The following is a 14072-nucleotide window of genomic DNA, read 5'->3' on the forward strand; positions in this document are numbered from 1 at the left end:
GCCGCTCGCGGTTGGCGCGTGAGCTTGCTGGAGCGGCACGCCGCGCTGGCCCAGGAAGCCTCGGGCAACCCGCAGGGCGTGCTGTACCTCAAGCTGTCGGCGCATGGCACAGCGCTGTCGCAACTGATACTCAGCGGCTTCGGCCATACCCGGCGCCTGCTGGAGCACTTGCAGCGCGGCGTTGACTGGGACGGTTGCGGCGTCCTGCAACTGGCGTTTGACGCCAAGGAAGCCCAACGCCAGGCGCAACTGGCCGAGGCCTTTGCACCGGATCTGTTGCACGTACTGAACCAGGACCAGGCCCAACAACAGGCCGGCATAGCATTGGCCCAGGGCGGGCTGTTTTTTCCGGAAGGTGGCTGGGTGCATCCACCGGCGCTGTGCCAATGGCAAGCCACGCAGCCGCTTATAAAGGTGCTCACCCATCACGAGGCGCTGGAGCTGCACCGCGTCGACGACCAGTGGCAAGCCCGTGACGGCGACGACGTACTGGCCAGCGCCAGCGTGGTAGTGCTGGCCGGTGCAGCCGAAATCAAGCGCTTCGCGCTCAGTGCGGATTTGCCGCTCAAGCGTATTCGCGGGCAGATCACGCGTTTGGCGCAAACTCCCGCGAGTGCGGCATTGGCCACCGTGGTGTGCGCCGAAGGTTATGTGGCACCGGCGCGCCTTGGCGAACACACCCTGGGCGCCAGTTTTGATTTCAACAATGAAGACCTGACACCCACCGTTGCCGAACACACCGGCAACCTCGCGATGCTGCGCGAGATTTCCGAAGACCTGCTGCTGCGTCTTGGCGCTGACTCACTGAACGCCGAACACTTGGAAGGCCGCGCCGCATTTCGCTGCACCAGCCCTGACTACCTGCCAATCGTCGGCCCCTTGGCCGATAGCGCTGCGTTCCAACAGGCTTACGCCGTACTGCGCAAAGACGCCCGTCAAGTCCCGGATACGCCCTGCCCCTGGTTGCCGGGCCTGTATATCAACAGCGGTCACGGTTCACGCGGGCTGATCACCGCGCCACTGTGCGGCGAACTGCTGGCCGCCTGGTTGAGCGACGAACCGCTGCCGGTACCGGCCAGTGTGGCCGAAGCCTGCCACCCGAACCGGTTTGCGTTGCGCGCGCTGGTGCGAGGAAAACCCGCAACACGCTGATCACCCTGAGGGATGAAATAACGCCGTTACGAGCATCGCGGCTATTTGCCTTATAACTTATCGGTCTAAAACTCCACGCATAGCACTGGGTCAGTTTCTGGGTACGCGCCCCGTCGGGCGTATTGAGTATTGCCCTCCCCAACGGAAAAACCGGTAAGGAATTTATGTGTGGACTAGCTGGCGAGTTACGCTTTGATCATCAACCTGCCGACCTGGCAGCCGTAGAACGCATCACCCATCACCTTGCCCCGCGAGGCCCCGATGCCTGGGGCTTCCATGCCCAAGGGCCGATTGCCCTGGGCCACCGCCGCCTGAAGATCATGGACCTGTCGGACGGCTCCGCCCAACCGATGGTCGACGCCCAGCTTGGGCTGTCGTTGGCATTCAACGGCGCGATTTACAACTTCCCGGAATTACGTGAAGAGCTGGAAGCCCTGGGCTACGCCTTCTATTCCGGCGGTGACACCGAAGTGCTGCTCAAGGGCTATCACGCCTGGGGCGAAGCCTTGCTGCCCAAGCTCAATGGCATGTTTGCCTTTGCCATCTGGGAGCGTGACGCCCAGCGCCTGTTCATCGCCCGTGACCGTCTGGGTGTGAAGCCGCTCTACCTGTCGCGCACCGGCCAGCGCCTGCGTTTTGCCTCAGCGCTGCCGGCGCTGCTCAAGGGCGGCGATATCAACCCGATTCTGGATCCGGTTGCGCTCAACCATTACCTGAACTTCCACGCCGTGGTGCCTGCACCGCGTACCTTGCTGGCGGGTATTGAAAAACTGCCGCCGGCAAGCTGGCTGCGCATCGACGCCAACGGCACCACCGAGCAGAAAACCTGGTGGACCCTGCCCTACGGCCCGCATGAGGATGAAAAAAACCTCAGCCTCGAAGACTGGACCGACCGCGTGCTCGACAGCACCCGCGAAGCTGTGGCGATCCGCCAACGTGCCGCCGTGGATGTCGGCGTGCTGCTCTCCGGCGGTGTCGATTCGAGCATGCTCGTGGGCCTGCTGCGTGAAGTCGGCGTGCAGGACTTGTCGACCTTCTCCATCGGCTTCGAAGATGCCGGCGGCGAGGCTGGCAACGAGTTTCAATACTCGGACCTGATCGCCAAGCACTACGGCACCCGTCACCACCAATTGCGCATCGCCGAAAGCGAAATCATCGAGCAACTGCCGGCAGCCTTCCGCGCCATGAGCGAGCCGATGGTCAGCCATGACTGCATCGCCTTCTACCTGCTGTCGCGGGAAGTGGCCAAGCATTGCAAAGTGGTGCAGAGCGGACAGGGCGCCGACGAGCTGTTCGCCGGCTACCACTGGTACCCGCAAGTCGATGGCGCCAGCGACCCGTATGCCGCCTACCGCGACGCTTTTTTTGACCGCAGCTACGACGACTACGCCGCCACCGTTGCGCCCAAATGGCTGACCGCCAACGACGCCGCCGGCGACTTTGTGCGCGAGCATTTCGCCATGCCCGGCGCCGATGCTGCCGTGGACAAGGCCTTGCGCCTGGACAGCACGGTGATGCTGGTGGACGACCCGGTCAAACGCGTCGACAACATGACCATGGCCTGGGGCCTGGAGGCGCGCACGCCGTTCCTGGACTATCGCCTGGTAGAACTGTCGGCCCGCGTGCCGGGCAAATTCAAATTGCCCGATGGCGGCAAACAGGTGCTCAAAGAAGCCGCGCGCCGAGTCATCCCCAGCGAAGTCATCGACCGCAAGAAGGGCTACTTCCCCGTGCCCGGCCTCAAGCATTTGCAAGGCGACACCTTGAACTGGGTGCGCGATTTGCTGATGGACCCAAGCCAGGATCGCGGCCTGTTCAACCCGGCCATGCTCGACCGCCTGCTGACCGACCCGCAAGGCCAACTGACGCCGCTGCGCGGCTCCAAACTGTGGCAACTGGCGGCGCTGAACCTGTGGCTCAGCGAACAAGGAATCTGATTGATGAAACCTCTTGCAGCGGCTTACAGCCAACGCTTGCTCAAGGGCCAGGCGCCGACTTACGAACGCCTGCAGGCGCGCCTGGCCGAAGACGGCAGCCCACTGGCCGCCGAGCCGATTGCCGTGCATTGCGGCTGGGGCCGATTGTTGATCGGGCACACCTTCCCGGACCCGGCCAGCCTGGCGCAGGAACTGCTCAATGAGCAGGCGGGCGAGCGCGACATTGCGCTGTACGTGGCAGCGCCCCAGCAGATCCTCGGGATTGACCCGCAGCAGTTGTTCCTCGACCCCTCCGACACCTTGCGCCTGTGGTTCAGCGATTACCGCCCCGCTACGCGGGTATTTCGCGGCTTTCGCATTCGCCGTGTGCAGAGCGAGGCCGATTGGCAGGCGGTCAACCAGCTGTATCAAGGCCGCGGCATGCTGCCCGTCGACGCCGAGCGCCTGACACCACGCCACCAAGGCGGCCCGGTGTATTGGCTGGCCGAGGATGAAGACAGCGGCGCGGTGATCGGCAGCGTGATGGGCCTGAACCATCAAAAAGCCTTCCACGACCCGGAAAACGGTTGCAGCCTGTGGTGCCTGGCGGTCGACCCGCAATGCACGCGCCCAGGTGTGGGCGAGGTGCTGGTGCGCCACTTGGTGGAGCACTTTATGAGCCGTGGCCTGAGCTACCTTGACCTGTCGGTGCTGCACGATAACCGTCAGGCCAAGAGCCTCTACGCCAAGCTCGGTTTCCGTGCGCTGACCACCTTTGCGATCAAGCGCAAGAACGGCATCAACCAGCCGCTGTTTCTGGGCCCCGGCCCGCAGGCAGGCTTTAACCCGTATGCACGCATCATCGTCGAAGAAGCCCATCGACGTGGCATTGATGTGCAGGTGGATGACGCCGACGCCGGCCTGTTCACCCTCAGCCACGGCGGGCGCCGTGTGCGTTGCCGCGAGTCGTTGAGCGACCTGACCAGCGCCATCAGCATGACCCTGTGCCAGGACAAGAGTCTGACCCACAAGACGCTCAGCGCAGCCGGGTTGAAATTGCCGTCGCAACAACTGGCCGGCAGTGCCGACGACAACCTGGAGTTTCTCGATGAGCATCAGCGCATTGTGGTCAAGCCGCTGGATGGCGAGCAAGGCCAGGGCGTGGCGGTGGATCTGCAGACCATTGAGGAGGTGCAAAAAGCCATCGAGACTGCGCGTCAATTTGACAGCCGCGTGTTGCTTGAAAGCTTCCACGAAGGCCTCGACCTGCGCATCCTGGTGATCGGCTTTGAAGTGGTCGCCGCCGCCATTCGGCGGCCTGCCGAGGTGACCGGCGATGGCCAGCATTCCATCGGCGCCTTGATCGAGGCCCAGAGCCGTCGCCGCCAGGCGGCCACCGACGGCGAAAGCAAAATCCCGCTGGACGCCGAAACCCAACGCACGCTGCACGCCGCCGGTTACGACTACAGCAGCATCTTGCCCCGTGGCCAAACCTTGGCCGTGCGCCGTACCGCCAACTTGCATACCGGTGGTTGCCTGGAAGATGTCACCGCGATTCTGCACCCGACACTGGTAGACGCCGCCGTGCGCGCAGCCCGTGCACTGGACATTCCCATGGTCGGCCTGGACCTGATGGTGCCCGCCGCCGACCAACCCGAGTACGTGTTTATCGAAGCCAACGAACGCGCCGGGTTGGCTAATCATGAACCGCAACCGACAGCGGAGAAGTTTGTGGATTTGTTGTTTCCGCACAGTCAACCGACTGCCTGACCACTGATCGTTCCCACGCTCCGCGTGGGAATGCAGCCGGTGACGCTCCGCGTCACAAGAGCGGACGCAGAGCGTCCAGTGAGGCATTCCTTTGCTGCGCGTGGGAACGATCGCCCTCAACTCATCAGGAGTTTCCATGACCCGAACCATCCCCGAACCGGATCTCAACTACCTGCAAAAAGTGCTGCTGGAAATGCTCGCCATTCCCAGCCCCACCGGGTTTACCGACACCATCGTGCGCTATGTCGCCGAGCGCCTGGAAGAACTTGGCATTCCCTTTGAAATGACCCGGCGCGGCACCATCCGCGCCACGCTAAAGGGCCAGAAAAACAGCCCCGACCGCGCCGTCTCCGCGCACTTGGACACCATCGGCGCCGCCGTGCGGGCGATCAAGGACAACGGCCGCCTGACGCTCGCGCCGGTGGGCTGCTGGTCCAGCCGGTTTGCCGAAGGCAGCCGCGTCAGCCTGTTTACCGACAACGGCGTGATCCGTGGCAGCGTGCTGCCGTTGATGGCCTCCGGGCACGCGTTCAACACCGCCGTAGATGAAATGCCGGTGAGCTGGGACCACGTGGAACTGCGCCTGGATGCCTACTGCGCGACCCGCGCCGATTGCGACTCGTTAGGCATCAGCATCGGTGACTATGTAGCGTTCGACCCACTGCCCGAGTTCACCGAGAGCGGGCATATCAGCGCCCGCCACCTGGACGATAAAGCCGGTGTGGCCGCTCTGCTCGCCGCACTCAAGGCCATTGTCGACAGCGGCGAACCGTTATTGATCGACTGCCACCCGCTGTTCACCATCACCGAAGAAACCGGCAGTGGTGCGGCCGCCGCCCTGCCGTGGGATGTCAGTGAATTTGTCGGTATCGACATCGCTCCGGTCGCGCCCGGCCAGCATTCCAGCGAACACGCGGTGAGTGTGGCCATGCAGGATTCCGGCGGGCCGTATGACTATCACCTGTCCCGTCACCTGCTGCGCCTGGCCTCGGAGAATGAATTGCCGGTGCGCCGCGATCTGTTTCGCTATTACTTCAGCGACGCCCACTCGGCGGTCACCGCCGGCCATGACATTCGCACCGCGCTGCTGGCGTTCGGCTGCGATGCAACCCATGGCTATGAGCGCACGCACATTGACAGCCTGGCCGCGCTCAGCCGCTTGTTGAGCGCGTACATCCTCAGCCCGCCGGTATTCGCCAGCGACGCACAACCGGCCCAGGGTTCGCTGGACAGGTTCAGTCATCAGATCGAGCACGAAACACAAATGGAGAGCGACACCCGCGTGCCGTCGGTGGACAGCCTGGTCGGTCAGAAGTCCTGACACCGGCAACTACTGGTAACTGATGGTAACTGCTGGTAACAAGGGCCCCCGGCGCAGTAGCATCGCCGGGTTCTTACCTGCGAGGCTTGTATGCTGATTCCCTACGACGCACTTGAAGTCGACACCCTGACCCGCCTCATCGAAGACTTCGTCACCCGCGACGGCACCGACAACGGCGACGACACGCCCCTGGAAACCCGGGTACTGCGCGTGCGCCATGCCTTGACCAAGGGCCAGGCCCTGATTGTGTTCGACCCGGAAAGCGAGCAATGCCAGTTGATGCTCAAGCACGACGTGCCCAAGCATCTGTTTGACTGAGCGGGTGTCAGCGGTTGGTTACGGCGTGGGTGTCTGCGGCCTGGCGTTCGAGGATCTTCTGATACACCTCGGCCCGATGGACATTCACATCCGCCGGGGCGGCGATGCCGAATTTCACTTGAGTACCGTTGAGTTCGAGAATGTGCAGGGCGATGTCATCGCCGATGGAGATGATTTCGCCTACAGCGCGGCTTAAAACCAGCATGGCGTTTGTCCTTTTGGAATGACAGGACCTTGACCATGCGTGATTGGATTTGGCGCAGCAATGGCTTGCGGCAAAATCAGGCAAGGCCTACGCAGCCCGGTAATTTTGCTGACAGACAAGCCCTCGACTCGGTCAAATGTTTGATCGCTAATGCCGCTCCGGACGCTCCGCGTCCCGCTTTCAAGGCGTGACGCGGAGCGTCACCGGATGCATTCCCACGCGGAACGTGGGAACGATCATCCGCTCAGCCCTTGGTGGCCTGCGCCTTGGCGCGCATCTTGTCGGCCATCAGCGTCATCTCGTCATACAGCAACTGCGGGTTCTTTTGCTTCAACGCCCACGCCATCCGCCCCTGCTCGTGGGGCAAAATCATGAACTCCCCTTCGGCCACCCGCTGATAAATGTAATCGGCAATATCCGCCGCTGAAATCGGTGAGCTCTCCAGCAACTTGCCGACCTGCGCCTTCATCGCAGGCGTTGGCCCACGGAATGAGTCCAGCAGGTTGGTCTGGAAAAACGACGGGCATACCACGTGCACGCCGACTTCCTGCTGCTTGAGTTCCACCAGCAAACTCTCCGACAACGCCACCACACCGGCCTTGGCCACGTTGTAGTTGCTCATCGCCGGCCCCTGCATCAGCGCAGCCATGGAGGCGATGTTGATAATTCGGCCCTTGCTCTTTTCCAGCAGCGGCAGGAACGCCTTGCAGCCCTTGACCACGCCCATCAAGTTGATCGCAATTTGCCAGTCCCAATCTTCCAGTGACAACTCGGCAAAGAACCCACCCGAGGCCACACCCGCGTTGTTGACGATCACATCAATGCCGCCCAGCTTGACTTCGCAAGCCTGGGCAAAGGCGGTGAGCTGGCTGTAGTCACGCACGTCGCAGCGCTGGATAAAACCATCGCCACCGGCCTCGCGGACCCGCTTGAGGGTTTCCTGCAAGCCGGGCTCGCTGACGTCCGACAAGGCCAACTGCCAACCCTCGCGCGCCCAGCGCAGCGCGATTTCGCGACCCAGGCCGGACCCGGCACCAGTGATCATCATGCGATTTTGCATAGGTAGTAGCCTTGTAGTTCACGGAAGAAGTGATCGGCAGTGTAGCGAAGGTTTTTCCTGCACCCACGCACCATCCAATTGATGAATGCCTCAGGCAAACCGCCGGCCAGGTAGCAGCCCGGCTTATAGCGTAAGTTCAATCTTTTTCAACTAAGTGCACGTCATTGCGAACGTATTAAAAGAAATAAGCCTGTTTGCGAAATGCTTTAAGAAACGATGGAATTTTCTGCACAACAGCACAGTCGGAGTTATTAAGGCGTCCGTAAATAAACCCACGGGCCTGTCGTTAAACAACCGGTCTTTTCAGAAGGCCCACAAGGAAAAAAACATGAGCCTGATTCTGATCATTATCCTGATCCTGCTGCTGGTCGGCGGCCTGCCGGTGTTCCCGCACTCACGTAACTGGGGCTATGGCCCATCGGGTATTCTCGGTGTGGTGCTGGTGGTGCTGCTGGTGCTGTTGCTGCTCGGCCGGATATAACATCCGGACAAAAAAAGAGGCCTTTTAGAAGGCCTCTTTTTTTATGCCCGGATTATTAGTCCGGCTTGCCGTCAATCACACCGGCGGTGTTATCCAACAGGCTCTTGGTGGCCGTCTGCAGGAACGACTCAAGTTTCTGTTTCAGCGCGGCTTCGTCCGGCGATTCGGGAATCACCTTACCGGTCGGGTTAGCGCCCAGCTCGTATTCCCACAGTTTCGGCGGCATCTCTTTAGGCAGTACCAGGATGCGGTCAGCAGTGACCAGGGCGACGGTCTGGTCGCTGCCCGACGGCTTGATCACGCCAAAGCCCTTGTCGCCTTCCGGCAGGTTCAACAGGTCGCGGCCCCAGCACTGGTGCAAGGTGTCGCCACCCAGACGGCCCATGATGGTCGGCACGATGTCGATCTGGGTGCCCACGGTGTGGTCACGCTCGCCGAACTTCTCCTGCATGCCCGGTGCGATCATCAGCATCGGTACGTTGAAGCGGCCCAGGTCCATCTCGGTGATCTGCTGTTCATTACCAAAACCGTGGTCACCCACGATCACGAACAGGGTTTCCTTGAAGTACGGCTCTTTACGCGCCTTTTCAAAGAACTGGCCCAGAGCCCAGTCGGAGTAACGCATGGCCGTCAAATGCTCGTTGAGGCTGCCACGGTCGGTGACTTTCTCGACCGGCAAGGGCGTCGGCAACGCATACGGCGTGTGGTTGGACAGGGTTTGCAGCAGCGCGTAGAACGGCTTGCCGCCTTCGCGGGCCTTCAACTCTTCCAGGCCACGGTTGAACATGTCCTGGTCGGACACGCCCCAGGTCGGGTCGGAGAACACCGGGTTAACGAAGTCGTTGCGCCCGATAAAGTTGGTCATGCCCTGGTTGCTGAAGAAACCCGACTGGTTGTCCCAGGCGAAATCGCCGTTGTAGACATACACGTCATCAAACTTGCGCGCGCTGAGCAACTGCGGCAGGCCCGACAGCTTGTGGCTGCCTTCCGGGGTCTGCATCAGGTATTCGAAGCCCGGCAGGTTCGGGAAGCATGCCATAGTGGCAAACATGCCCTGGTGGGTGTGGGTGCCGTTGGAGAAGAAACGGTCGAACAGCAAACCTTCCTTGGACAGCTTGTCGAAGTACGGCGTGATGTTGCCCGGGCGACCCAGTGCGCCGACCGAGTGACCGGCGAAGCTTTCCATCAGGATCACCACGACGTTCTTGATCGGCAGGGTTTTCTCGGCCGGTGGCGTGTAGTCACGGCGCACGGCGGCAGTGTCGGTGTCCACCAGTTTCTCTTGCGGCAACACCAGCATGTCGCGCACGGTCTGGGTGGCCAGCGGCTGGTCCAGCGTGGCTTTCCAGATATTCGAGCGCTCTTCGGAGAAGCGCGACTTGGCCGCCGCGATCAACGACAGCGTGCCGTTCAAGCCCAACTGGTTGGCGAAGTTGGATTCGGTGGTGTAGACATCACCCCAACGCAGTGGCGGGCCCTGGCGCAGGGTGCCACGGATGGCGACCACGGCGATCAGCAGGCACACCACAAACACCGCTATGCGGCTGTACCACGGCGCCACCTGGCGAGTGCCGACGGTGCCGCCGCTGAATGGGCCACGTGGGCGCGTCGCGCGGTCGGCGCCCTTGAAGGCGATGCTCAGGATCAGCGTGCCCACGGCCCAGGACAGCAGATAGCGCACCACCGGGAAACCGTACCAGAGCATGCTCATTACGGTTTTCGGGTCTTCCTTCACATACTGGAACACCAGGCCGTTGAGGCGTTGGTGGAATTCGCGGTAGAAGTCCATCTCCATCAGGCCCAGGAACAGGGCAATGCTGGACACCACGGTCAGCCAAAAACGGAAGAACCCACGCGCCGCCATGGCCCGTACGCTGAACAGCGCCAGCAGCAGCGGAACCAGTGCGTACATCACAAAGCGGATGTCGAAGCGCGTGCCGTTGACAAAGGCTTCGAGGAAGGTCGAGGCCGGCGTGTCGAGGATCATCTCGCGGTTGTAGACCAGCAGCGCCAGGCGCAGCAGGGAGAACATCACCATCATGACCAGCGCGCAAAGCAGCGTGTATGCCAGATGGGATTTGACGGTCGGTTGCAGCAAGCGATTAGAAGCTCGCTGCTGACTCAGGGCGTCCGGGTTTGCCATGTCGTTCTAGGACCCATTGGAAGTTTAAGTTTCGAAATAATGCAGTGGCGTCCGACCCTCGCCCAGGCTGGCTGGGGTAGGCGGTTAACGCGGTGGCGCAAATGGTGCCCGATCAACGGCAGCAACGCTATTAATTACTGAACGTGCGCCCGGGACCTGCCTTTAATGGCACCCGAGTTAGAGCCTTGGCAGAGCCGGAAAAGCGCCGAATTGTCTTGGAAAAGATGTGAAAATTGTGTGCAGCGAATAGTTTCGACACACAAAACCTGTGAATGCACCAGAAACTAAATGTGGGAGCGGGCTTGCTCGCGAATGCGGCGTGTCAGTCAAAACATCTGAAACTGATACACCGTATTCGCGAGCAAGCCCGCTCCCACATTGACTGTGCCCACTCTAGATAGAGTGGGTGAACGATCAGATCCGCACGTTACCGCGCGGCCCGGCGATCGCCCAGATGATCAAACCCAATACCGGCAGCAACAGGATCAACAGGATCCACAGCACTTTGGCGCCGGTGCTGGCGCCACTTTTGAACACGTTGATGATCGCCCAGATATCCAGCGCCAGAATGATCAGGCCGATAAGACCGTTGAAAGTGGAACCCATGGTGTCGCTCCTAAGTGAGGGCATGCACTTGTAGGATAGTCAGCCCTGGCAGGGGTTCCGTTTTATTTCAGACGTGGACGGCGACTTTCAAGGCTTCCAGCGACGGCTCGGCCTTGATCCCGACTTCGGCGCACAGTTCCAGCACGCGCGGCAGGTCGTTACCGTACACCAGCACGGCCTGGATCTCGTCATCGAGCAATTGGCTGAAGTCGAGCAACACATAGCCGCCCTCTTCGGGGCTCAACGCGCTCATCTGAATCTGGATGCGGTTCAGCGCGGTGAGGTCTTCGGCCTTGGCCAACTGCTTGGGCTTGAGGTTGAACGCCACGCCGGGGCCGAACGAGGCGACGATCTGTGCGAACAGATCGCCATAAGTATCGGCCTGGAACAGCACCGTGTCCGGCAGGCTGCCAACTACTACCCACTCACCCAACGGGATCGGGAAGGTGTCGTCGTAGTTGATATCCGGGTTCGCCGTCAGAAACGCCGCCGGGTCCGCGTAGGCCTGGGCGGCTTCTGTGGCGATGCGTACCACCTCTTCCTCGCCCATGACGCCGGCGCTGATTTTGCTGATAAGTTCGACGAGGGCGGTGTGCATGGGAAGGTCCTGTGGCGGCTGGTTTTTGAGGGCGCGTAGCCTACACCAGTTTCTGCAACTGCGCCGCCGTATCCGCCGCGCCCATGGTGTGCGCCGCCGCCAGCGCAGTCGCGCCCTGGGCATCGGTGGCCTTGGGGTTGGCGCCTTGAGCGAGCAGGTAGTCGACCATTTCAACGCGGTTGAACATTGCGGCCAGCATCAGCGCCGTACGCCCGTCCGGAGATGCGGCATCCACCGGCACGCCGCCTTCGATCAGCGCCTTAACCACCGCCAAGTCGCCTTTGAACGCGGCGCCGGCAATCGGCAGTTGGTTCTTATCGTTGGCAATCAGCGGATCGGCCTTGAACTCGAGCAACACTTTTACCGCCTCGACATGGCCGTGATAGGCCGCGAGCATCAGCAAGGTGTCACCATTGTGATTACGAAAATTGGCCGGCAAGCCTTTGGCCAGCAGCGCAGCCAGCATCGCCGCATCGCCTTTGCGGGCCACGTCAAAAACCTGTTCGGCGAATTCGGCGGCTTCATCGTCGGTCATTTGTTTGGGCTGGTCTGACATGCAGGGCGCTCCTTGTCTGGGAATGTGTATAAGGCGCCCAGTGTCGCGAGGGAGTTCCCCGCTGTCATGGCTTTTTTGTCAAAAGCACTCATAGCCAGAATCAATAACGGAACTGCCCGCCCTGGATCTGCGCCAGCAATTGCCCGGTGACCGGTACATAACTGTCGGAGCCCGGCAGCCACGCGTACACCGGGTCGTTACCGGCCTTGTCCGGGTCGAAGGCTTCCTCCTTGAGCTTGACCTTCTGGTATTTGAAGGTGCCAGTGGTTTCCATCTTCACCTTGATGCGCAAAAACAACGGCACCGCATAGTGCGGCAACTGGCCGTGGGCAAACTGCAACAGCTCGTGCATGTCCAGGGCCGCCAGAGATTCGCTTGGCGTGATGGCAACCATGCCGGCGCGGCCATTGGTGTTTTCGATCTCGACGCCATAGGCCACCACTTCGGCGATCTGCGGGTGCTGCAACAGCACGTTTTCCACTTCGGTGGTGGAGACGTTTTCGCCCTTCCAACGGTAGGTATCGCCCAGCCGGTCGACAAATTGCGCATGGCCAAAGCCGATACTGCGCAACAAGTCGCCGGTATTGAAGTAGCGGTCGCCCTTCTCGAACACGTCCGTAAGCACCACCTTGCGGTTCTTTTCCGGGTCGGTGTAGCCATCGAACGGCGACTTTTCATCGATCCTGGCCAGCAGCAAGCCCTGCCCGCCGGTTTGCACCTTGCGCAGAAAACCATTGCTGCCCCGCAACGGCTCGCCGGTTTCGTGGGCGTACTCCACCAGCGCCCAATGCTGCAGGCAAAAACCGATGGTGTTGTCGAAATTCAGCACATTGGTAAACCCGATGTTGCCGTCGCTGGCCGCATACAGCTCGCAGATGTGCTCCACGCCATAACGCTGCTTGAACTGCGCCCAGACACCGGGGCGCAGGCCATTGCCGACCATCTTGGTGACTTTATTGTCGCGATCCTGCGCACTGGCCGGCTGATCCAGCAGGTAGCGGCACAGTTCACCGACATACCCCAGGGTGGTTGCGTTGAATCTGCGCGCATCGTCCCAGAACTGGCTGGCGCTGAATTTACGCCGGATGGCGAAGCCCGACGCGCCGATAATCGCCGAGCCCCAGCACACACACAGGCCGGTGGCGTGGTACAGCGGCAAGGTGCAATACAGGACGTCTTGCGGCCCCATGTCCAGGGCGATGCTGCCGAAACTCACCGCCGTCTTGGTCCAGCGCCCATGTTTCATGATGCCGGCCTTGGGCAAACCGGTGGTGCCGGAGGTGTAGATATAGAAGCACGGGTCGTTGAAGAAGATGCGCACGCTGCTGGCAGGGTTGTCCAGCGGGCTGTCGGCGCTGGCGGCCAGCAGGTCGGTGTAGCCCTGCGGCACCGCGGTTGAGGATTGGTCCGCCACACACCAGCTGCGTTCGGCCGCGATCGACACTTGATCGCGCACCGCCGCATAGGCGTCGAGCAATTCCGCGCCTGCCACGATCGCCACCGGGTTCACCAGGTTCAGGCTGTGCACCAGCGCCGCCTGGGTTTGCGCGGTGTTGAGCATGGCGCAGATGCCGCCCAGCTTGGCCACGGCCAGCACGCTGAGGAGCAACTCCGGGCGATTTTCAATAAACAGCGCGACCACATCACCCTTGCCGATGCCCTGCGCGTGCAGGTAATGCGCGATACGATTGGCGCGCTGGTTGGCTTCGCGGTAGCTGAGCACGCTGTCGCCGTACAACAACGCCGCGCCGTCGGGGTTGCGCAACGCAGCCTGTTCAAAGTGCCAACCGAGGCCGCAGGGCTGCGCGGGGTCGGTGACATTCGCGGCGCGCATGCCGCGCACCACGCGTGGCAGGGCGCGAACAATCGCAGGCACCTTACGCAAGAGCTTGCCCCAGGTGATCATGTCGTCTTGTTGATGGCTCATGGCGCAACGTCCTTTTTCT

The 14072-nt window shown here is 61.4% G+C and carries 13 protein-coding genes; 6 read left to right on the forward strand and 7 right to left on the reverse strand.

Going from position 1 to position 14072, the window contains the following annotated elements; genetic code table 11:
• The 5 genes from mnmC to BFP92_RS02130 all read left to right on the forward strand — a co-directional run.
• A partial coding sequence (gene mnmC / locus BFP92_RS02110; RefSeq protein ID WP_083221683.1) for an FAD-dependent 5-carboxymethylaminomethyl-2-thiouridine(34) oxidoreductase MnmC1 occupies positions 1-1152 on the forward strand: 1152 nt, incomplete at its 5' end.
• A gap of 164 nt (positions 1153-1316) precedes the next feature.
• Positions 1317-3089: an N-acetylglutaminylglutamine amidotransferase gene (locus BFP92_RS02115; protein WP_065911445.1), complete on the forward strand. Its 1773-nt coding sequence runs from the start codon at positions 1317-1319 to the stop codon at positions 3087-3089.
• A 3-nt stretch (positions 3090-3092) separates the two neighbouring features.
• Positions 3093-4838, forward strand: coding sequence for an N-acetylglutaminylglutamine synthetase (gene ngg / locus BFP92_RS02120; RefSeq protein ID WP_065911446.1), 1746 nt, complete (start codon positions 3093-3095; stop codon positions 4836-4838).
• 136 nt (positions 4839-4974) lie between these two features.
• Positions 4975-6159 (forward strand): osmoprotectant NAGGN system M42 family peptidase, encoded by a 1185-nt coding sequence (locus tag BFP92_RS02125; protein ID WP_056861133.1) that lies wholly within the window; start codon positions 4975-4977, stop codon positions 6157-6159.
• A gap of 90 nt (positions 6160-6249) precedes the next feature.
• Positions 6250-6477: a YheU family protein gene (locus BFP92_RS02130; protein WP_056861132.1), complete on the forward strand. Its 228-nt coding sequence runs from the start codon at positions 6250-6252 to the stop codon at positions 6475-6477.
• A 7-nt stretch (positions 6478-6484) separates the two neighbouring features.
• Here the strand turns inward: BFP92_RS02130 and csrA are convergent, their stop codons facing one another.
• Entirely contained in the window at positions 6485-6682 is a 198-nt protein-coding gene (gene csrA, locus BFP92_RS02135) for a carbon storage regulator CsrA (RefSeq protein ID WP_065911447.1), read from the reverse strand.
• 244 nt (positions 6683-6926) lie between these two features.
• Positions 6927-7742, reverse strand: coding sequence for an SDR family oxidoreductase (locus BFP92_RS02140; RefSeq protein ID WP_065911448.1), 816 nt, complete (start codon positions 7740-7742; stop codon positions 6927-6929).
• A 328-nt stretch (positions 7743-8070) separates the two neighbouring features.
• On the opposite strand from BFP92_RS02140, the gene BFP92_RS02145 reads away from it, so the two are divergent.
• Complete coding sequence (locus BFP92_RS02145) at positions 8071-8223, forward strand: DUF3309 family protein (protein ID WP_015885095.1); 153 nt, start codon at positions 8071-8073, stop codon at positions 8221-8223.
• A gap of 55 nt (positions 8224-8278) precedes the next feature.
• Here the strand turns inward: BFP92_RS02145 and BFP92_RS02150 are convergent, their stop codons facing one another.
• The 5 genes from BFP92_RS02150 to BFP92_RS02170 form a co-directional block, all read right to left on the reverse strand.
• Complete coding sequence (locus tag BFP92_RS02150; protein WP_056861129.1) at positions 8279-10366, reverse strand: LTA synthase family protein; 2088 nt, start codon at positions 10364-10366, stop codon at positions 8279-8281.
• Between the two features lie 414 nt (positions 10367-10780).
• The gene (locus tag BFP92_RS02155; protein ID WP_003172956.1) at positions 10781-10972 is read right to left on the reverse strand and encodes a PLDc N-terminal domain-containing protein; all 192 of its coding nucleotides are present in this window, start codon (positions 10970-10972) and stop codon (positions 10781-10783) included.
• Positions 10973-11039: 67 nt separating this feature from the next.
• Positions 11040-11570, reverse strand: a complete 531-nt coding sequence (locus BFP92_RS02160; RefSeq protein WP_065911450.1) for a hypothetical protein — start codon at positions 11568-11570, stop codon at positions 11040-11042.
• Between the two features lie 40 nt (positions 11571-11610).
• On the reverse strand, positions 11611-12126 hold the full coding sequence (locus tag BFP92_RS02165) for an ankyrin repeat domain-containing protein (RefSeq protein ID WP_065911452.1): 516 nt from the start codon (positions 12124-12126) through the stop codon (positions 11611-11613).
• Between the two features lie 100 nt (positions 12127-12226).
• Positions 12227-14053, reverse strand: coding sequence for a long-chain-acyl-CoA synthetase (locus tag BFP92_RS02170; RefSeq protein WP_065911454.1), 1827 nt, complete (start codon positions 14051-14053; stop codon positions 12227-12229).
• Positions 14054-14072: the final 19 nt, after the last annotated feature.

It is taken from the genome of Pseudomonas sp. 58 R 3 (assembly GCF_900006605.1).
GTDB classification, from domain to species: Bacteria; Pseudomonadota; Gammaproteobacteria; order Pseudomonadales; family Pseudomonadaceae; genus Aquipseudomonas; species Aquipseudomonas salomonii.

Bases quoted from the DNA above. Each gene is read 5' to 3' on its own strand.
- BFP92_RS02130 (WP_056861132.1), top strand. From the start codon at position 6,250: ATGCTGATTCCCTACGACGCACTTGAAGTCGACACCCTGACCCGCCTC.
- BFP92_RS02160 (WP_065911450.1), bottom strand. From the start codon at position 11,570: ATGCACACCGCCCTCGTCGAACTTATCAGCAAAATCAGCGCCGGCGTC.
- ngg (WP_065911446.1), top strand. From the start codon at position 3,093: ATGAAACCTCTTGCAGCGGCTTACAGCCAACGCTTGCTCAAGGGCCAG.
- BFP92_RS02115 (WP_065911445.1), top strand. From the start codon at position 1,317: ATGTGTGGACTAGCTGGCGAGTTACGCTTTGATCATCAACCTGCCGAC.
- BFP92_RS02150 (WP_056861129.1), bottom strand. From the start codon at position 10,366: ATGGCAAACCCGGACGCCCTGAGTCAGCAGCGAGCTTCTAATCGCTTG.
- BFP92_RS02140 (WP_065911448.1), bottom strand. From the start codon at position 7,742: ATGCAAAATCGCATGATGATCACTGGTGCCGGGTCCGGCCTGGGTCGC.
- BFP92_RS02155 (WP_003172956.1), bottom strand. From the start codon at position 10,972: ATGGGTTCCACTTTCAACGGTCTTATCGGCCTGATCATTCTGGCGCTG.
- BFP92_RS02145 (WP_015885095.1), top strand. From the start codon at position 8,071: ATGAGCCTGATTCTGATCATTATCCTGATCCTGCTGCTGGTCGGCGGC.
- BFP92_RS02170 (WP_065911454.1), bottom strand. From the start codon at position 14,053: ATGAGCCATCAACAAGACGACATGATCACCTGGGGCAAGCTCTTGCGT.
- BFP92_RS02125 (WP_056861133.1), top strand. From the start codon at position 4,975: ATGACCCGAACCATCCCCGAACCGGATCTCAACTACCTGCAAAAAGTG.
- csrA (WP_065911447.1), bottom strand. From the start codon at position 6,682: ATGCTGGTTTTAAGCCGCGCTGTAGGCGAAATCATCTCCATCGGCGAT.
- BFP92_RS02165 (WP_065911452.1), bottom strand. From the start codon at position 12,126: ATGTCAGACCAGCCCAAACAAATGACCGACGATGAAGCCGCCGAATTC.